The 18,226-nt window shown below is 72.0% G+C and carries 17 protein-coding genes and 1 tRNA gene; 7 read left to right on the top strand and 11 right to left on the bottom strand.

From position 1 onward, the window contains the following. Positions 1-141 precede the first annotated feature (141 nt). Positions 142-1,002, top strand: a complete 861-nt coding sequence (locus tag MHY85_RS01880; RefSeq protein WP_239192398.1) for a hypothetical protein — start codon at positions 142-144, stop codon at positions 1,000-1,002. Between the two features lie 113 nt (positions 1,003-1,115). Here MHY85_RS01880 and pknB read toward each other — a convergent pair whose 3' ends face one another. Genes pknB through MHY85_RS01915 form a run of 7 tightly spaced genes read right to left on the bottom strand, consistent with a single transcriptional unit; the run spans position 1,116 to position 10,026 of the window. Continuing rightward, positions 1,116-3,131 carry a Stk1 family PASTA domain-containing Ser/Thr kinase gene (pknB, locus tag MHY85_RS01885; RefSeq protein WP_308191296.1) on the bottom strand — a complete coding sequence of 672 codons (2,016 nt, stop codon included), beginning with the start codon at positions 3,129-3,131 and terminating at the stop codon, positions 1,116-1,118. 2 nt (positions 3,132-3,133) lie between these two features. Continuing rightward, on the bottom strand, positions 3,134-4,525 hold the full coding sequence (locus MHY85_RS01890; RefSeq protein ID WP_239192402.1) for a serine/threonine-protein kinase: 1,392 nt from the start codon (positions 4,523-4,525) through the stop codon (positions 3,134-3,136). Beyond that, on the bottom strand, positions 4,522-5,979 hold the full coding sequence (locus tag MHY85_RS01895; RefSeq protein WP_239192404.1) for a penicillin-binding protein 2: 1,458 nt from the start codon (positions 5,977-5,979) through the stop codon (positions 4,522-4,524). The genes MHY85_RS01890 and MHY85_RS01895 overlap by 4 nt, the downstream gene beginning before the upstream one ends. Beyond that, a complete protein-coding gene (locus tag MHY85_RS01900; RefSeq protein WP_239192406.1) occupies positions 5,976-7,451 on the bottom strand; it encodes an FtsW/RodA/SpoVE family cell cycle protein in 1,476 nt (491 codons plus the stop codon). The genes MHY85_RS01895 and MHY85_RS01900 overlap by 4 nt, the downstream gene beginning before the upstream one ends. Further along, complete coding sequence (locus MHY85_RS01905; RefSeq protein ID WP_239192409.1) at positions 7,451-8,782, bottom strand: Stp1/IreP family PP2C-type Ser/Thr phosphatase; 1,332 nt, start codon at positions 8,780-8,782, stop codon at positions 7,451-7,453. The genes MHY85_RS01900 and MHY85_RS01905 overlap by 1 nt, the downstream gene beginning before the upstream one ends. Before the next feature lie 8 nt (positions 8,783-8,790). After that, the gene (locus MHY85_RS01910; RefSeq protein WP_239192412.1) at positions 8,791-9,291 is read right to left on the bottom strand and encodes an FHA domain-containing protein; all 501 of its coding nucleotides are present in this window, start codon (positions 9,289-9,291) and stop codon (positions 8,791-8,793) included. 21 nt (positions 9,292-9,312) lie between these two features. After that, positions 9,313-10,026, bottom strand: a complete 714-nt coding sequence (locus MHY85_RS01915) for a DUF3662 and FHA domain-containing protein (protein ID WP_154727698.1) — start codon at positions 10,024-10,026, stop codon at positions 9,313-9,315. Between the two features lie 247 nt (positions 10,027-10,273). Here MHY85_RS01915 and MHY85_RS01920 point away from each other — a divergent pair. Further along, positions 10,274-10,356: transfer RNA gene (locus MHY85_RS01920), tRNA-Leu, on the top strand. Between the two features lie 250 nt (positions 10,357-10,606). Here the strand turns inward: MHY85_RS01920 and MHY85_RS01925 are convergent. Continuing rightward, positions 10,607-12,541 carry a hypothetical protein gene (locus MHY85_RS01925; protein WP_239192414.1) on the bottom strand — a complete coding sequence of 645 codons (1,935 nt, stop codon included), beginning with the start codon at positions 12,539-12,541 and terminating at the stop codon, positions 10,607-10,609. After that, positions 12,538-13,443, bottom strand: coding sequence for a hypothetical protein (locus MHY85_RS01930; RefSeq protein ID WP_239192417.1), 906 nt, complete (start codon positions 13,441-13,443; stop codon positions 12,538-12,540). Before MHY85_RS01930 ends, MHY85_RS01925 begins: the two co-directional genes overlap by 4 nt. Positions 13,444-13,925: 482 nt before the next feature. Here MHY85_RS01930 and MHY85_RS01935 point away from each other — a divergent pair, with 482 nt between their 5' ends. Then, positions 13,926-14,417 (top strand): hypothetical protein, encoded by a 492-nt coding sequence (locus MHY85_RS01935; protein ID WP_239192420.1) that lies wholly within the window; start codon positions 13,926-13,928, stop codon positions 14,415-14,417. On the opposite strand, the gene MHY85_RS01940 is transcribed toward MHY85_RS01935, so the two are convergent. Further along, complete coding sequence (locus tag MHY85_RS01940) at positions 14,406-14,696, bottom strand: helix-turn-helix domain-containing protein (protein WP_239192423.1); 291 nt, start codon at positions 14,694-14,696, stop codon at positions 14,406-14,408. The genes MHY85_RS01935 and MHY85_RS01940 overlap by 12 nt on opposite strands. A gap of 232 nt (positions 14,697-14,928) precedes the next feature. On the opposite strand from MHY85_RS01940, the gene MHY85_RS01945 reads away from it, so the two are divergent. The 4 genes from MHY85_RS01945 (at position 14,929) to MHY85_RS01960 (ending at position 16,522) form a co-directional block, all read left to right on the top strand. Beyond that, positions 14,929-15,300, top strand: coding sequence for a hypothetical protein (locus MHY85_RS01945; RefSeq protein WP_239192433.1), 372 nt, complete (start codon positions 14,929-14,931; stop codon positions 15,298-15,300). After that, positions 15,297-15,662 carry a hypothetical protein gene (locus MHY85_RS01950; protein WP_239192436.1) on the top strand — a complete coding sequence of 122 codons (366 nt, stop codon included), beginning with the start codon at positions 15,297-15,299 and terminating at the stop codon, positions 15,660-15,662. The genes MHY85_RS01945 and MHY85_RS01950 overlap by 4 nt, the downstream gene beginning before the upstream one ends. A 148-nt stretch (positions 15,663-15,810) precedes the next feature. Further along, the gene (locus MHY85_RS01955) at positions 15,811-16,176 is read left to right on the top strand and encodes a hypothetical protein (protein WP_146837675.1); all 366 of its coding nucleotides are present in this window, start codon (positions 15,811-15,813) and stop codon (positions 16,174-16,176) included. After that, positions 16,160-16,522 carry a hypothetical protein gene (locus MHY85_RS01960; RefSeq protein ID WP_239192439.1) on the top strand — a complete coding sequence of 121 codons (363 nt, stop codon included), beginning with the start codon at positions 16,160-16,162 and terminating at the stop codon, positions 16,520-16,522. Before MHY85_RS01955 ends, MHY85_RS01960 begins: the two co-directional genes overlap by 17 nt. A 208-nt stretch (positions 16,523-16,730) precedes the next feature. Here MHY85_RS01960 and MHY85_RS01965 read toward each other — a convergent pair whose 3' ends face one another. Further along, positions 16,731-18,170, bottom strand: a complete 1,440-nt coding sequence (locus MHY85_RS01965) for a hypothetical protein (protein ID WP_239192442.1) — start codon at positions 18,168-18,170, stop codon at positions 16,731-16,733. Positions 18,171-18,226: the final 56 nt, after the last annotated feature.

Genomic DNA, 18,226 nt, shown 5'->3' on the forward strand with positions numbered 1-18,226 from the left:
CCCCGCCTCGGACGCACGCCCGCCCCCGACCTCGCGAGGGGAGACGCCCCGCCGCGTCGGGCGGCCCCACCGGTCGTCCGGCCCGACGTCCCGCGGGTCGTGCGTGCCGCCGGTCTCGCGCCCGACGAGATCCGCCGACGCGTGCGCGACGGGGCTCTCGTCCGGGTGCTCCGCGGCGTCTACGGTGCGCCCGGCCCTTCCGATCCACCGTGGGCCGCGCAGCGGCACGCGCTGCTCGCGCGGGCCGCGGCGCTGCACCTCGTGCTCACGGGCGAGCACTGGTTCAGCCACACGACGGCCGCCGTTCTGTGGGGGTGCGACGTCGCGTCGATCCCGCGTCGGGTGCACGTCACCAGCCTGATCAACCCGCACGTCCGCCGTCGGCAGGACGGCGCTGCGGTCGCCTGGCACTGGACGAGCGCGGCGGACCGGGCCACGGAGGTGAGCCGCGCCCTCACCCTCCCGGTGTCGCCGCTGGAGCGCACCGCGTTCGACTGCGCGGCCACCCTGCCGCCGGGGCCCGGACTCGTGGTGGCCGACTCAGCGCTGCGTGCCGGCGCGGACCGGGTCCTGCTGGCTGAGATCACCGAGCGGGCGGTCGGCCGCCGAGGCGTGCGTCGAGCGCGTGAGGTGCTCCAGCACGCCGACGGCCGGGCGGAGTCGGCCGGCGAGTCGCTGACGAGGTGGGCGGTCATCGCCGCGGGGCTCCCGGCACCGGACCTGCAGGTCGCCGTCGCGACCCGCCTCGGCTGGCGGTGGGTGGACCTGGGATGGCACGCGGAGCGCGTGGCCGTCGAGTTCGACGGGCGGGTCAAGTACGGCCGGGACCGCGCGACCGCGGCCCGAACGGTCTTCGAGGAGAAGCGGCGCCAGGACGCGCTGGAGGACGAGGGCTGGACGGTCGTCCGCGTCACGTGGCCGGACCTCGCGGACCTCGGGACTCTCGGTGACCGCCTCAGCCGCGCCTTCCGCCGCGCGGCTCGGTCCGGCTCGCCGAGATAGGGCTTGCGCGCCGAGATAGGGCCTCATAGGGCCCTACGTCGACGCGCGGGTCCTATCTCGGCGCCACGGGCAAGGCGGCGAGGGCCGGGGCCCGGGGCGGTGCGGGGGGTGGGTCAGCCGCCGGTGCCGGCGTTGCCGCCGCCGGTGTTGCCGCCGCCGTTGCCCTCGTTGCCGCCGCCCGTGGGGTTGGGGCCCGAGGAGAGGGTCAGGGTCACGGTGCTGCCGATCGCGACCTTCGAGCCGACGCGCGGGTCGGACGAGATGACCGTGCCGGCGGGCTGGCTCGACGGGTCGTCCGAGGACACCGCGTCCACCGTGAGGCCGAGGCCCTGGAGCTGCGCGGTGGCGTCCGCCTCGGACTTGCCGACGATGTCGTTCGGGATGGTCACGGTGGTCGGGGCCGTGGCGATCGTCAGGTTCACGACGGTCCCCTGCGGCACCAGGCCCGGCGCGCGGTCCTGCCGGATCACGGAGCCGGCGGCCACGTCCGCGCTCTCCTCGGTCGAGGTGTTCGCCGTGAGCTTGAGGCCGTTGAGCGTCTGCTTGGCGGCGTCCTCGGTCTGGCCGGACAGGTCGGGGAGCTGGACCAGGCCGGAGGAGATCACGAGCGTCACCGACGACCCCTCGGCGACCGACTGGTTCGCGCCGGGCTCGGTGCCGAGCGCCCGGCCCTCGGGCTGCGCGGGGTTGTCGTCCTCGCGGACGGAGCCCACGGTGAGGCCCGCGTCGGTGAGCTGCTGCCGCGCCTGGTCCTGGGTGAGCCCCGAGACGTCGGGCACGGTGACGGCGGTCGGCCCCGTGGACACGAAGAGCGTGACCTCGGAGCCCTCCTCGGCGTCCTCGCCGCCCGCGGGGTCGGTGCGCGTGACGCTGCCCTGGGGCACGTCGGCGCTCGGCTCCTCCTGGCGGACGACCTCGAACCCGGCGGTCGTCAGGGTGCTGGTCGCGGCGGCCTCGGCCTGGCCCGCGACGGCGGGCACCTCGACCATCCGCACGTCGGGCTCGCGGTCCTGCATGAGCAGCCAGACGATGCCGCCGACCGCGAGGACCGCGATCACGCTCAGCGTGATCCACAGCCACCGCTTCGACTTCTTCTCCTCCTCGGGCTCCTCCCCGTCCTGCGTGGGCAGCACGGAGGTCCCGGGGCCGGTGGGCGCCCAGGCGGGCGCGTCGCCGGGCATGACCTGGGTGGCGGCGGCGTCGGGGGTGAGGACCTGGGTCGCGGCACCGGCGCCGAGCAGCGCGGGCGCCACGGCGGGCGCGGACACGGCGCCGCCGCGGGCGGCGGCCTCGAGGTCCGCGCGGAACTCGGCGGCGGAGGAGTAGCGGGCGTCCCGCTCCTTGGCCAGCGCCTTCGCGGTGATCCGGTCGAGCACCTCGGGGACGTCGGAGGCGACGGAGGACGGCGCCGGGGCGATCTCGCGGACGTGCTGGTAGGCCACGGCCACGGGCGAGTCCCCGATGAACGGGGGCCGGCCGGTGAGCAGCTCGAACAGCAGGCAGCCCGCGGAGTACAGGTCGGAGCGGGCGTCGACGGTCTCGCCGCGGGCCTGCTCGGGCGACAGGTACTGCGCGGTGCCGATGACGGCCTGGGTCTGCGTCATGGTGGCCGCGGAGTCGGCGACGGCGCGCGCGATGCCGAAGTCCATCACCTTGACCGCGCCCGTGGGGGTCAGCATGACGTTCGCGGGCTTGATGTCGCGGTGCACGATGCCGGCGTGGTGCGAGTACTCGAGCGCCGACAGCACGCCGGCGGTGATCTCGATGGCCTCCTCGATCGGCACGGCCTGCCCGTCGCGGAGGATGTCGCGGACCGTGTGGCCCTCGACGTACTCCATGACGATGAACGGCACGTGCGCGGTCGCACCGGTCGGCTCGGTGTAGACGTCCTCGCCGGTGTCGTACACGGCGACGATGGACGGGTGGTTGAGCCCGGCGGCGGCCTGCGCCTCGCGGCGGAACCGCGCCTGGAACGACGGGTCGCGCGCGAGGTCGGAGCGCAGGATCTTGATCGCCACGGTGCGCCCGAGGCGCGTGTCGTGCCCGATGTGCACCTCGGCCATGCCACCGCGGCCGATGAGCTCACCGACCTCGTACCGTCCGGCGAGGATCCGGGATCCGTCGTCCACCACTAGGCGTCCTTCGCTGTCGTCGTCTGCGCGTCCGGCGCGGCTGCGCCGGACTGTGCTCGCCAGATCATCCCACCCTCGGCGGCCGCCCGGGTGTACTCGCCGGTACCCACGGGGGCGAGCGATCCCGTGTCCCCGGTCAGGCGGTCGGCCAGCGCGGCCCCCAGGAGCGCCACCACGAGCACGGCGAGCGCCAGGAGCGGCCAGCGGACGTGGAACCGCCCGCCGCCGCCCGGCTGCACGCGGGCGTGCGCCCGGGTGGTCGGGTTGCTGTGCGCGCCCCCGCGGCCCGCGGTCGCGCGGTAGGTCGGTGCGGCGGCACCGGGGCCGGTGGTCGGCCGCCCGGTCCGGGGGTCGAACGAGGGCGGCGCCCCGGTGGCCCCGGCGTGGACGGGCGCGGCCGAGCCGCGCACCCGCATGGCCCCGGCGTCGCTGGGCCGGGAGCCGGTCACGCCGCGCGCGGGGGAGTCCCCGCCGCGCGCACCCGCGCCGGTCCCGGCGGCGGCGCGGGTCCCGCCCGCGGACGACGCCGCCCGCCCGGGCACGATCGACACCGGCGGGCTGCCCCCGGCGGGGGTGTGCGGGACGAGCGCGTCGAACAGGTCGGCCAGCTCCTCGGCGGTCCGCGGCCGGTCGGCGGGGTCCTTGGCGAGCAGCCGCATGACGAGCCGGGCGATCTGCCGGTCGACCGACGGCGGGAGCGGCGGCACCGGGGTGTTCACGTGGGCGACCGCGATGTCGACGGCGGTCGGCCCGGTGAACGGCCGGTGCCCGACCAGCGCCTCGTAGGCCACGATCCCGAGCGCGTACATGTCGGACGCCGCCGTGGCGGGGCCGCCGACGGCCTGCTCGGGGGAGAGGTACTGCGCGGTGCCCATCACCATGCCGGTGGCGGTCATCGGGACCTGGTTGCTGGACAGCGAGACGCCGAAGTCGGTGATCTTCACCTTGCCGGTGGGCGTGATGAGGATGTTGCCGGGCTTGACGTCGCGGTGCACCACGCCGGCCTCGTGGGCCGCGTGCAGGGCGCGCGCGGTCTGGGCGAGGATCGGCAGCAGCCGGCGCGGGGGCAGCACCGGCTCGCGCTCGAGCAGGTCGCTCATGGGCTCGCCGAGGACGAGCTCCATCGCGAGGAACGCGGAGCCGTCCTGCTCGCCGTAGTCGAACAGCGCGGCGATGCCGGAGTGCGACAGGCTGCCGGCGTTGCGGGCCTCGGTGCGGAACCGCTCGAGGAAGCCGGTGTCGCCGGCGTACTCCTCGCGGAGCACCTTGATGGCGATGTCCCGGGCGAGGGACTGGTCGTGCGCGGCCCAGACCTCGCCCATGCCGCCGACGGCGATCTGGCGGGTCAGCCGGTAGCGGCCGCCGAGGACGACGCCGGGTGCGGGCCTCACTGGTTGATCACCGCCTCCATGACGGCCTTGGCGATCGGAGCGGCGACCCGGCCGCCGGTGGCCTCGGAGCCGACGGAGCCGCCGTGCTCGACGATGACCGCGACGGCGACCTGCGGGTCGTCGGCGGGCGCGAAGCCGGTGAACCAGGCGTGCGGGGCGTCGCCCTCGACGCCGGTCTGCGCCGTGCCGGTCTTGCCGGCGACCTGGACGCCCGGGATCTGCGCGGAGGTGCCGGAGCCGGACTGCACGACGCCGACCATCATGTCGGTCAGCTGCTGCGCGGTGGTGGCGGAGACGGCCTGGGACAGCTCGGTGGGCTCGGCCTCGCTGACGACGTCGAGGTTGGCGGTGCGGACCGTCTGCACGAGGTACGGCGTCATGACCGTGCCGCCGTTGGCGATCCCGGCGGCGACCATCGCCATCTGCACCGGCGTCGCCCGGACGGACTCCTGCCCGATCGCGGACAGCGCGGTCTGGGCGTCGTCCAGGTCGTCGGGGTACTGCGACGCCGCGACACGCATCGGCACGGTCAGGTCGGTCTGCCCGAAGCCGAACTTCTCCGCCTGGGCCCGGATCGCGTCGTCCCCGAGGTCGACCCCGAGCGACGCGAAGGCGGTGTTGCAGGAGATGCGCAGGGCGTCGGCGAGGGTGGTCTGCTGGTTCGCGCCGCAGGACGAGCCGCCGAAGTTCGGCAGCGTCGTCCGGGTGCCGGGCAGCGTGTAGACGTCGGGGGCGGACAGCACGGACTCCGGGGTGTAGCCGCCGGACTCGAGCGCGGCGGCGGCGGTCACCAGCTTGAACGTGGACCCGGGCGGGTAGTTCTCGCTGGTGGTGGCGTTGATCAGCGGGTCGCCGTCGGCCGCGAGCAGCTGCTGGTACGCGGCGTTCGCCGCCGTGGTGTCGTGCGTGGCCAGGGCGTTCGGGTCGAAGCCCGGTGTCGACACCATCGCGAGGATCCGGCCGGTCGACGGCTCGACCGCCACGACCGCGCCCTGCTGGCCGTCGATCGCGTCGTACGCCGCCTGCTGCGCCGCCGGGTCGAGGGTGAGCTCGATCGACGAGCCCTGGGGCTGCGCGCCGGTGATCAGGTCCTGGATCCGCGACCAGAACAGCGAGTCGGCCTGGCCGGTGAGCACGTCGTTCATGGCCCGCTCGAGCTGCGAGCCGCCGTTCACGACGGAGTAGAAGCCGGTCACCGTCGAGTAGAGCTCGGCCTGGCTGTAGGAGCGCTGGAAGCCGAAGGGGTCGTCCACGGGCGTCGACTGCGCGATCGGCTGGCCGGCCACGATGATCGGACCGCGCGGCTTGCCGTACTCCCGGTACAGGGTCCGCACGTTGCGGGAGTCGTTGTTCAGCGCGGAGGCCTGGCCGAACTGCACCCAGGTGGTGCCGGCCAGCAGGGCCAGGAACATGACGACGACGACGGTCGCCAGGCGGCGGAGGGCGGTGTTCACGCGCGGCCACCTCCGGAGGTGCGGCGCAGCTGCTCGGTGGGCTGGTCGTCACCGGCGACGGCGACGGGGTTGCGGGCGTCCTCGTCGAGCGGCAGGCCGCCGGCCGGGGTCGACAGCAGCTCGCCGCCGGGCTCGGGCGCGGGGCGCCGGGCGTCGTCGGAGATCCGCAGCAGCAGCGCGGCGACGATCCAGTTGGCGAGGAGCGAGGAGCCGCCGTAGGCGAGGAACGGCGTGGTCAGGCCGGTCAGCGGGATGATCCGCGTGATGCCGCCCACGACGACGAAGCACTGGAACGCGATGACGAACGCGAGGCCGGCCGCGAGGAGCTTGCCGAACCCGTCGCGGACGCCGATCGCGGTGCGCAGGCCGCGCTGGCACAGCACCAGGTAGATCGTGAGGATCGCCATCAGGCCGGTCAGGCCGAGCTCCTCGCCGAGGGACGCGATGATGAAGTCCGACTCGGCGAACGGCACCAGGTCCGGGCGGCCCTGCCCCCACCCGGTGCCGAACAGCCCGCCGCTGGCCAGGCCGAACAGCCCGCGCACGAGCTGGCCGGAGCCGCCCGGGGACCGCTCGAAGACGTCCTGGTCGAGCGCGTGCAGCCAGATGTGGAAGCGGGCGGCGACGTGGCCGAACGTGGCCGTCGCGACGGCCACACCGCCGGCGAACATCAGCATGCCGATGACGATCCAGGACAGCCGCTCGGTCGCGACGTAGAGCATGGCCACGAACAGGCCGAACAGCAGCAGGGACGTGCCGAGGTCGCTCTGCAGCACCAGGACGGCGATGGAGGCGGCCCAGACGACGACGATCGGCCCGAGGTCGCGGAGCCGGGGGAGCTGCAGGCCGAGCACCTTGGGCCCCGCCAGCGCGAGCGTGTCGCGGTGCGTGACGAGGTAGCCGGCGAAGAACACGGCCAGCGCGATCTTGGCGAGCTCGGCGGGCTGCAGGGAGAACCCGAGCGCGCGGATCCAGATGCGCGCGCCGTTGATCGTCACGCCGAGGCCCGGGACCAGCGGCAGCACGATCAGCACGAGGCCGACCACCATCGCGGTGTAGGTGTAGCGGCGCAGCGTGCGGTGGTCGCGCAGCACGACCAGCACCACGCAGGCCAGCACGACGGAGATCGCCGACCACGCGAGCTGCTTGCCGGCGAACATCTCCGTGCCGCCGCGGGCCTCGCGGGCCAGGTCGATGCGGTAGATCATCGCGAGCCCGATGCCGTTCAGCGCGATCACCGACGGCAGGATCACCGGGTCCGCGTAGGGCGCGCGCCAGCGCAGCACGAGGTGCACGACCAGGGCCAGGCCCGCGAGGCCGGCGCCGTAGCCCAGCACGTCGGCCGGCAGCTCGTCGGTCGCGCCGATCCCGACCAGCGCGTACGCCGCGATCGCGATCGCCAGGGCCAGCACCAGCAGGGCCAGCTCGGTGCCGCGGCCCGCGCGTACGCGGTGCGCCTCCACCGTCGCCATCAGGGACCCGCCGGGGGCGCGGTCGCGCCGGGAGCGGCCGCCGGGCCGGGCGTGGCCGTCGGGGTCGGTGTCGGGCTCGGCTCCGGCTCGGCGTCCTCCGCCAGCGTGGCCACCCGCTCGCGGGCGTCCGCCAGCGTCGCGGTGTGGATGGTCTGCTCCAGGCGCTCGCGCACGAAGGCGGGCAGGTCGTCGACGACGACGTCGCTGGTCTCCACGACCTCGGAGAAGGAGACCGGGCCGACCGACTGCGGGATGCCGCGGTAGATGGCGACGACCTCGCCGTCCACGCCGACGTAGTACTGGGTCTGCGTCCAGCGGTAGAAGCCGAACGCGCCGGCAGCGAGCAGCACGGCCGCGAGCAGGCCCAGCACGACGCGGCGCGCCCGGCGCCGCCGGCGGCGCCGGTGCTCCTCGGGGTCGTCCTCCTCGTCGTCACCCGCGTCGACCACGGCGACTCCGCCGCCGGGGGTGCTGGCCTGGCGGGACAGCTCGGCCGCCCGTGCGGCCGGTCCGTCCTGGGCCGCGGTCGGGCGGTTGCGGGACACGGCCGCCGAGCCGACGACCACCGCGTTCGTGGTGGGCCCGGCGCCGTCGCGCACGTCGTTCAGCTCCAGCACGTCGGCGACGACGACCGTGACGTTGTCGCCGCCGCCCGCGCGCAGCGCGAGCTGGACCAGGCGCTCGGCGCAGGTGTCGACGTCCGGCAGCTCGTACAGCGTCCGGGCGATCGTCTCGCCGCTGACGAAGCCCGACAGCCCGTCGGAGCACAGCAGCCAGCGGTCGCCGGCGCGCGCCTCGCGGACGGACAGGTCGGGGGCGATGTCGACGTCGAAGTCGCCGAGCACCCGCATGACCACGGAGCGCTGGGGGTGCGTCTCCGCCTCCTCGGGCGTGATCTTCCCGGTGTTGACCAGGTGCTGGACGAACGTGTGGTCGGTCGTGACCTGGGTCAGCACGCCGTCGCGGAGCAGGTAGCCGCGGGAGTCGCCGAGGTGCACCATCGCGAGCTTGTTGCCGGCGCGCAGGATCGCCGTGACCGTCGTCCCCATGCCGGCGAGCTCGGGGTTGGACTCCGAGCGGCTGATGATCTCCTCGCGGGCCTCCTCGAGCGCGCGCTCCAGCTCGTCCAGCGCGTCGTCGGGGCCGTGCGACTCGCCGTCCAGGGGCGCGAGCGCCGCGATCGCCACGGACGACGCGACGTCGCCGCCGGCGTGCCCGCCCATGCCGTCCGCGACCACCAGCAGGTGCGGCCCGGCGTACGCCGAGTCCTGGTTGTTCGACCGGACCAGTCCGACGTCGGACCGGGCGGCGTACCGCAGCGCGATGCCCACGATCCCCGCTACCCCTGCAGCTCGAGGACGCTCTGGCCGATGCGGATCTGCGCACCGGGGCGGACCTGGACCGCGGAGGTCACCTTCTGGTCGTCGAGGAACGTGCCGTTGGTGGACCCCATGTCCTCGACCAGCCACTGGCCGCCCTCGGGGTACACCCGGGCGTGCCGGGAGGACGAGTAGTCGTCGTCCAGCACCAGCGTGCAGGAGGGCGCGCGGCCGATCAGCACCGCGGTCGACCCGAGCGGCAGGGTGGTGCCGCGCAGGGGACCCTCGGTCACGACCAGGCGGGTCGGGCCGGCGCGCCGGCCGCGTCCGCGCTCGGGGGCGGGCGCCGGGGACGGCGTGGTGGCGGGACCGGCGGCCGGGGCCGCGGCCCGCGGCTTGCGGCGGGTCGTGATCCGGGTCCCGTACAGGTCGCGGCGCAGCACCCCGATCGCGGACAGCACGAAGGCCCACAGGAGCACGAGGTAGCCCAGGCGGAGCAGGGTGACCGTCAGCTCACTCATGCGTGCCTTGCGTGCCGTGACTCACTCGTCCTGGTCCTGTCCGTCGCCGTCGCCCGTCCAGAACATGATGCGGGTCCGGCCGATGGTGAGCGTGTTCCCGTCCAGGAGTGTCGCGGCCGGGACCTGGTGGCCCTCGACGAACAACCCGTTCGTGGAGCCGAGGTCGGACGCGACGACGCCCTGCGGGGAGACCCGGATCTCCAGGTGCCGTCGGGACACGCCCGGGTCGTCCACCACGATGTCCGCCTCCGAGCCGCGGCCGATGACCGTGACCGGGCCGGTGAGCAGGTAGCGCTGCCCGTCGATGTCGATGAGCGGGTGCCGCGGGCTCGGGGCGGCGGTCGTCGCCGGGGCGGCCGCGCCGCGCACCGTCGCCGACTTCACCCGGAACCGGCCCGTCTCCAGGTCCTCGTACTCGTGGAACGCCACCGTCACCGGGCCCACGAACGCGTACCGCTGGCTCGTCGCGTGCTCCGTGACGTTCGCGGCCAGCTCGTCGGCGAGGGCCTCGGCGCCCCACGCCTCCACCTGGTCGTAGTCCGAGGGCGACAGCTCCAGCGTGAACTCGTTCGGCACGACCGTGCGGTCGCGGCCCACGACGGCGGCCCGGTCGTCGACCTCGCGGCGCAGGGCGCTCGCCAGCTCGACGGGCTTCACCTCGCTGCGGAAGGCCTTGGCGAACGCGGTGTTCACGACGCGCTCCACACCGTGCTCGAACCGGTCCAGGATGCCCAACGCCCACCACCTCCTCACCGCACGCGCGAACGGCCGGGCACCGACGTGCGCCCGACACACTGCGTCGATGGTAGCCGCGGACCAGGTCCGCGGGCTCTCCCTGGGGACGACGGGAGTGGCGCGTCCCTGGTGAAGAGGTCGCGGCGGGGTGTGCGCGGGCTGTGCAGGCGGGGCCGCCGGGGCGGTCGGGAGCCCGGTCCGGGGAGTGGTCAGGAGGCCCCTCGGAATCGTGTTAATCTTCTGCGGCGCGCGAGTGGCGGAACGGCAGACGCGCTGGCTTCAGGTGCCAGTGTCCGAAAGGGCGTGGGGGTTCAAATCCCCCCTCGCGCACACAGGCTTGTTCGTCTAGGACAGGCAGAGCAGTTCGGGTAACCCCCGGTCGGAGTGTCTCCGGCCGGGGGTTCTTCGTTTGTGGGTCTGACCTGCGGTTTCGCTAGCACGCTGGGGTGCTGGAGCTGGTGGTTGGTGGGCTCGGGTTGGCGCTCGCGGGTACGCCGAAGGGCCCGCTGACCGGGGTGGTCAGCGGGCTGTGTGGGTGGTGCTGTTCAGTTCGTGCGGGCTAGGAGGCCCGCCCGTGGGGTTAGCCGGGCTGGTGAGGCGGGGTGTGGTCCTGCGTGTCGTGGGCGGTGCCGGTGGTGTCGGACTCGGCCCGGGCAGCGGCCTCGGCGGCCTCCCGCAGGTGCTTGGGGCGCAGGTGCTTCGGCACGAACGGGTACTTGGGTCGGGGTTCGGTGCGGCGGGGGATGTCACCGGTGGTGACCCGGACGTGCAGGGCCTTCTTGCGGGGCTGAGCGGTTCGCCGCAGGTGCACCAACGCGAAGTCCGGGTCAGAGGTGTCACCGATCGCGACCATCCACGGGTCTGCCTGCCCGCGGGTCGTGTACCAGTCGCGCAGGAGGCGGACGTTCACGCCGACGAGACCGAACGTCACCAAGGCGTGGGTGCGGGCGGCGCCGCGGACCCGGCACCAGTCGCGGCGGAAGTTCATGCCGCGGTGGGTGCGGATCTCGGAGTTGAACGCTTCGATCGCGGTGCGTCGACCGTACGACGCGGCCCAGGTCGTCGTGCCGTACAGCAGCGGCTGGCGTTCGCGGGCGTACTCGTTGAAGGACACGGTGACGGTCTTGTGGCAGCCGCACGGGACGATGCGCTTGCCGGTGACCGGGTCGGTGTACGCCGGCTTGCAGTTCGTCGTCGGGCGGTCGTACGGCAGACGCATCGACTCAGGGTCGTTCGGGCAGCGGACCCAGCGCATCCACGTCGGGCCGCGCCATCGGCGGCCGGTGGGCTTGATCTCCCCGTACGGGGAGAACGCGTACGGGAGGCGTTCGTCGTACTGGGCCTGCAGCGCGATCTTCTCCTCGGCGGTCAGCCCCAGCTTGAACCCCGGGAGGTTGCGCAGATGCTCCGGCAGCGCGTCGGTGAACAGTCCGCCGTCAACCCAGATGGTCCCCATGGTGGGGCCGGGGTGGACACCGCGCTGGTTCTTGTGCAGGTCGAACGTCTGGGCGATGTCGCGGGCGCGCAGGGCATTCGCCCACTTCTCGGCGTCCAGGTACGTGTACCCGCGGTCGGACAGCAGCTCCTTGACGTCGTAACCGACGGCGCGGAGTGCATCGACCGCGAGGATGCCGGCAGCGGCCTTGTCCGACCCGGCCGGTGCAGTCACGAGCGTCAGCGCGACGTGCGGGATCTCCGGATCACCGAACTCGGGGACCTGGGTGCCGACGTGCTCGTCGAACCCGATGAACACGCCCTTGCGGCGCATGTTCTTGCCCGAGACGTACCCGCTGCGGGCGTCTACGTCTGCGGAGTGCTGGGCGCGGCCGTCGTGCCCGAGGCGGGGCCACCCCGGAGTGGTGAACGAGTCCTGCGAGTTGACCTTCTCACCCTCGTCCTCGGGGCGCACCGCACCAGAGGACTGGTCGATGTCGGGGAGCTTCGCCCAGGACTTCCGAGCTGCCCACGTCTCCTTGTCGGTCGAGTCCAGAGCGAACACCGTCGTGCTCATCGTCATCCCGGCGGGGAACGCGGACGCCTGCAGCAGCAGAGCGGAGAACAGCTCACGGGTGATGGGCCGGCCACCGGTGCAGCTCTTCGGGCAGTCGGTCAACTCACCGGTGCGCTTGTTCACCTCAAGCTCGTGAGAGTGAGCGGACACCACGTAGCCGGCGTCCAGTGCGGTCGTGAAGTGGTCAAGGTTGTCCCACAGCTGGCAGTACGACACCTTCGCCGGCAGGAGGCCGTCGCGGAGCATCTCCGCGGCCGTCTTCTGGACCAACGTCAGGAGCATGTCGCCACCTCGGATTCCGGCGGTGACGTACACGACCAGCAGCGTCCGCCACGACACCTGCCGGGGGGCACCGGTGTGCGATGTCAAGGAGAACTCGAACGCATCCGCCAGGCCGGTGGCGTCCACGATCGCCTCCGCGACCTTCGTGGCCTGAGCCAGGGAGAGGTCGCACGCCTCCACGACATACTTCGGCAGCGGGACCAGCAGCAGCGGGGCGGTCACAGGCCACCACCGATCAGCTGGCGCAGGACCGCGTCGTCACGGCGCGGGACGAATCTGGTGAAGTCCTCCCAGCCCTTCAACGTCTTGACTCCCGCGAGGTGCTGCAGCTCAGAGATGCGCACCCCCGCCGTGGACAGCGCGACCATCCACGTGGTCCTCAACCGCGACGGGACCAGTCGGGGTGCACCGGCCGGGACCTCCAGGTACTGAAGGACGCCCGACGTCCAGTTCCTCGTCGGTGCACGGTCGGAGAACATCGGACCGTCCACGTAGGCCAAGGACAGACGCACGAGCTCGTCCGCGTACTGCGGAAGCACCGGGATGTCCCGAGCGTGAGCTCCGGTGATGTGGACGACGGCGACCCCGTCGACCATCTCGACGCTCGAGCCGTGCAAGGTCGAGAACTCCGCGCCGGTCAGGCCGGCGCCATGGCACAACGCCATCGTCGCGACACCGGCGCGGCGGCGGACCTCCGAACGCTGCGTGAGGCAGATCTCCCACAGCCACGCCAGGTCGCTGTGCGGGTAGGGGTCGGCGAGCGTCGTCCGCTTCAGACGTGCAGGCTCGGGCGCCCACGGCGCCTTCCTGGTGATGGTCCGGCCGATCCCGCGGAGCGCGGACCGGTACGAGGCGCGGGAGTGCTGCGCCAGGTGGTTCATCCCGGTCTCGGAGAAGCGCTCGACGTTCTCCGAGACGAACAGTCGCTCGATGTCCAGCGGCAGGTGCTGCTCGGTCGCCCACAGGAAGAACATGGTGACCGCACGCATCGTCAGGTACACGGCCGACAGCGACTTCGGAGCGAACCGCCGAGTGGCGTCGCGCACGTTCGGCTCGATCGACTCCCACTGCTCGGCGGTCATCACGCCCTTGGGTCGGTAGGTCGCGATCCGGTACTCGATCACCTCAGGAGTCGCGACGGTGTGAGGCGTCCTCTTCGGTGACGTGCGCTTAGCCACGGACGCGCACCGCCACTCGAGCGATCGAGGTCACGCCGACGGGCGCGTCGAACTCTGGCGTGCTGTGGGCACGCCGGTCTACAGTCATCAACGAGGACTCCAAACCTCGGCCCTGGAGCTGCGAACTCCTCGGCCAGCGAGAGCGTCACCCGTCGGGTGGCGCTTTTTGCTTGCCTGGGCTTCGGATGTCTCTGTACTTGGCCGGGATGACCCGGGGTGCGGCTTGTTCCGCACGCCTACCAATCAACGTGATGGGACCGACGGGATCGCCGATCTGGGCGGGTTCCATGTCGACAGCCGTCGACCGAACGTGTGGGCCCACGTCTACACAGTGAGCGACAGCGGGGTATCGTCAGGCCCGATCCGCACCGTCATCAGGATCAGCCGCGCTCCGTCGCGAGGACCACTCTCCACCCGAGGGACGACTCTTGTCGACATCCGTACCTTCGAACATCTGCGTCGACTGCTGGAAGTTCGGCCACCGCATCGCGGCCAAGGGCGAGCGGTGCGACGCTCACCGGGCCGCGTACCGACGGTGGTACCAGGCGACCTGGAAGGCGAAGAAGGCCGGCCGCGCGTCCGGCGCCAGCAACTACGTTGCCGAGCAGGTGCGCGTCGACCGGGTCTACGTCGCTCCTGAGGTCCTCGAAGCAATGGTGCGGCTCAACGGCGAGCTGGACACGGCGACCAGGATGCTGCTCCTCCTCGACACCTCACAGCTGGACCCGACGTCCAAGCGGCGGGTACTCGAGGCACGGACGAAGGTCGCCACCTCGAGCAAAGAGCTTGAGGACCTCGTGGAGAAGCTCTCAGGCGCACGGCGTCTGACCCTGGCCGTGCGGGAAAAGGGAGCCCGTCGTCCGGCCGTGCGGGCCGCTCAGCACGAGGGTGAGCAGCGAGTCCCCGGTTCAGGCTCCTGACGGCTTGGAGGCGCGGACGGCGCCGTCGTCCTCGCGGACAGGGAAGAACGCCCGCGGCGACACCGCGAGTGCGTCAGCGAGCTGCCACATGGCCTTGAGTGACAGGTTGCGTCGCCCGTTCTCGACGCTGCCGATGTAGGTCCGGTCGAGACCCGCCGCGTGGGCTAGCTCCTCTTGGGTGAGGCCGGCGTTCGTCCTGATCAGCCGCAGGCTTGAGCCGAACGCGAGGCGTTGGGCGAGCTCTCTGGGAGGGACGGGCACCTGCTCGACGGTAGGCACGAGCGGTCCTTGGGTCGACGGACTCTCGGTCGCCCTCGCCATGACACGTAGCGTATAGACACCTTGCCCGTTTGATCGGCTCAAACATTGCCTCCCCAGGACTGCGAGTCTTGACGCAGGCCCGAACGTGCGTACTCTGAGTCGAGTTGGTCACTACCGTCGGTGACATCGCGACCCTGAACCCCGGGCCACACCCCGCAGTTCACGCTCCCCTCGAGAAGAGGACGCCACCATGCGAGCGAGCACCCCCGACCCCACCAACACCCCGGACGTCGTCGCCCGGGCTGCATGGTGGGGTCCCACGTACCTGATCACCATCCTCGGCCTCTCCGGAGGGATCGGGTCGCTGCTGACCGGCCAGCCGGTTGCGGTCACGATCTGCGCGTTCGCGATGGTCGTGATCGCCGGCGCCGGTCAGATCCGCGCCCGCAGTGAGTTCCGGAGAGGCTGGCGGTACGGGTACGAGTCCGCGATCCTTACGGCGTTGCAGTACCAGGCCGGCAGAACCCCCGACGTCGAAGCGCGCGCCGTGGTCAACGGTGATCCGATTCCCGAACCGTGGGAGCGGCACGTCTCCCCGATCCGGCCACGGAGCCTGCGGTGAGTGGCGCCCACGTCGCCGAGCTCGTCCTGTCCGACGGAACCGGGGTGTGGGCGATCCGGTCGCTCTCGCGGACGGTGTACTTCCTCGACCTGGACTCGATGTTGCTGCTGCGTCAGCCCGGGCCGACGTCCGCGGTCGGGCCGGGTGACGGGCGATGGGTGCCGCTGGTGTCGGTGAAGTCGCTGCTCCACGGCGATCTCGGGGTGATCCGGGTCGGGGACCGGCACCACTACGTGTACGACTGGGACCCTGACGGTGCGGACTACGGGTTCTGGATCCAGCGGTTGGTGACGTCGATCGACTACGTCGAGGCCGAAGAGCTCGCCGGGTTGCCGGCCTTCCCGCAGGACGACCCGCTGTGACCGGGACCGGACGCCGGTGGTTGTGGTCGCTGCCGACCCAGGTGGGGCTCGCCGCGGGTGCCGTGATCGAGTCCAGGCAGCGCGGGCACTCGGCCGTGAGGTTCTCGCCGTCGCAGATCGACAAGATCCTCGAGGTCGGGTGTTGGCGATGAGCGCGTCCGGTGACCGTCGCCGCGGGTTCTGGTGGGAGGCGACCGAGCGGGTCATGCCTGTGGCGGGCGTGATCCCGAAGTACAAGAAGATCCGCAGCAGCGTGGAGGCGGGCCTCCCGGTGGTCCTGACCGACGGCGGCACGCGCATCGCGGTCGTCGTCGGGTGGGACCTGTGGACGCTGCAGCACGAGCGCTACCTGTACGCAGCCGCGATGTCCTGGGCGTTCTGGCGCTCCGGCCGGTTCGACGCCGCGGGGTTCGGCTGGGAGGTATTGGCGTACCTGCGGCCGCCGATGCAGGAGCGTCTGCACCCCACCGTTCAGCTCGGCGAGGACGACGAGCCTGATGAGCGACCCCGTTGACCCCATGCGGACGCCCGGTCGGTGGTTCGTGACGACCGCGTCTGGGGCGGCTTACCTGATCGAGGCGACCGATCCGGACGGTACGGTCACCGCGACGAGGGTTGTGGCTGGCCCGGTCGGCGACGATCTGCGGTTCCCGCGCGCTGCGCTGCGCCGCGACGACCAGCCCTTGCGGGTGATGGGCGTGCAGCACTTGAGCGGGACGACCATGTCGAACGGGATCGTCGTCGGGCAAGACATGTGGCTGTACCTCGAGCCTCTGGACCCGGCCGCGGCCCTGACGCTGCGCCGGACGACTCCAGTAGTCGGCGTCGCGCAGCTCCCGACGGTGGTTTCCGATCGCTGACCTTGACCAAGACCGCGGCCCGGCACCCCCTAGAGATCCTTGGTGGTCGGACTCGGGCGTCCAGGTTCGCGACGGCGGATCAGACGGCCTATTGGCTGCCGGCCGCGCCTGTGTCCGGCGCGTGCCCGTCTTAGCCCAAAGCGATCTGGTCTTGAACGGCGTTCGGGACCATGTCAGCGCCCGGTCTGGCCGAAACGTGCCGCTGCGGTCACTTCGGTTCAGCGGCAGCGGCAGCGCGCAGCTCGGTCATCTTCGTGTCCAGGGCCATCGACCGCCGCGGACCGGTGAACTGCTGCACGTGGTCGAGCAGCGCGGTCGCGGCGCGACCGACGATCTTCGGCGCGAGGATCGCGACCAGCTTGTCGAACTGCTGGACCGGCTTGGAGTAGTCCAGCAGGGCGGCGAACTCGTTGCCGGTGATGATGCGTAGCGTCAGAGCCGCCTCCGCCGGCGTGAGCTGGCCGAGCAGGGTCTCGCAGATCGCCGCGGCGGACCAGGACACCCCGCTCGCCCGCCCGAGGAAGATCTCGACCAGGCCGTTCACGTACTTCACGCGCACACCATCGGGAATCGGCAGAGTCCCGACGTAGGCGGCGAGCTCCCGGATGATCGGAGGCTCGGTGTAGAAGTTGTCCATCGCGTTGTGCGCGAGGTGCAGCCGGTCGAGCAGCACGTCGATGTCCGCGGTGCGGACGTCCTCGGGCAGGTAGGACTCGCCGTTGACGGACTCCAGGAACTCGCGCGCGAAGTCGGCCTGCTTGGTGTCCAGGTTCGCCTTGAACCGGGCGTGGCGGGTGCCGAAGCTGAACTTGGTGTCGTCGGTCAGGTGCGGCCACAGGTGGTGCAGGACGAGCCGGATGTTGTCGCGAGTGGTCGCGGTCGAGTCGAGCGTGACGTAGATCCCGAACAGGCCGTTCGCGAGCGTCTCGGCCTGGTCGGGGCGCAGCCCGTTGAACAGGGTCGTGAACGTGGCGGTGTCGGCGGCGGTCAGCGTCGTCGTCTTGATGTTCGACAGCAGCCGTGACGTGGCGACCATCGTGGAGGTCTGCGGGAGGGTGATGACCTCCTTGATGCAGGTCTCCATGTAGCCCAGCAGCGTGAACGGCTGCAGCTCGTGCTGGTTCGGGTGTGCGGCGCTGGCGTGGTTGCGCATGAAGCGAACGAGATCGAGCTGCTGGCGACCCACCGGAGAGATGAACCCGATCCGGGCGGCGGCCTGGATCAGTTCCTCGTCGGTGATCTTGACCAGATCGTCGGCTCCGCGCAGGTCCTTGCGCTTCTCGGGCGTGGCGACGGCCAGGTCGAAGAAGTAGTTCAGGTCGTAGGCGACGATCCGCTTGCGCAGCTCGGTGATCGTCTCGTCCCACAGGTAGTTCAGGGCCGCGTCGAACAGCCCGGCGCTCACCGCCATCATGAACTTCGACAGGTACATCGACTGGGCGCGCTTGTCGGTCGTGAGCCCGGCCATCGCGCCGTCCATGTTGGTCAGGACCTGGACGCGCTGCGGGACCGGCACGAGCACGCCGCCGGAGGGCAGACCCATCGCCTCGGCGTGGTTCAGCAGCGCCTCTTCGAACGCCGCGAGCGTGACCGGCAGACCGACCTCACCCGAGGAGGAGGTCACCGTGACCTCGGTGGACTCCGTCACCGCTCGGCCCCCTTGCTGGGCACAGATGCCCGCTCTTTCGATGTGGGACGCCAGGC

It is taken from the genome of Cellulomonas sp. ACRRI (assembly GCF_022346185.1).
Classification (GTDB): domain Bacteria; phylum Actinomycetota; class Actinomycetes; order Actinomycetales; family Cellulomonadaceae; genus Cellulomonas.

Excerpts from the sequence above, each read along its gene's own strand:
- MHY85_RS01900 (WP_239192406.1), bottom strand. The coding sequence starts at position 7,451 with ATGGCGACGGTGGAGGCGCACCGCGTACGCGCGGGCCGCGGCACCGAG.
- MHY85_RS01955 (WP_146837675.1), top strand. The coding sequence starts at position 15,811 with ATGAGCGCGTCCGGTGACCGTCGCCGCGGGTTCTGGTGGGAGGCGACC.
- MHY85_RS01910 (WP_239192412.1), bottom strand. The coding sequence starts at position 9,291 with ATGAGTGAGCTGACGGTCACCCTGCTCCGCCTGGGCTACCTCGTGCTC.
- MHY85_RS01960 (WP_239192439.1), top strand. The coding sequence starts at position 16,160 with ATGAGCGACCCCGTTGACCCCATGCGGACGCCCGGTCGGTGGTTCGTG.
- MHY85_RS01945 (WP_239192433.1), top strand. The coding sequence starts at position 14,929 with ATGCGAGCGAGCACCCCCGACCCCACCAACACCCCGGACGTCGTCGCC.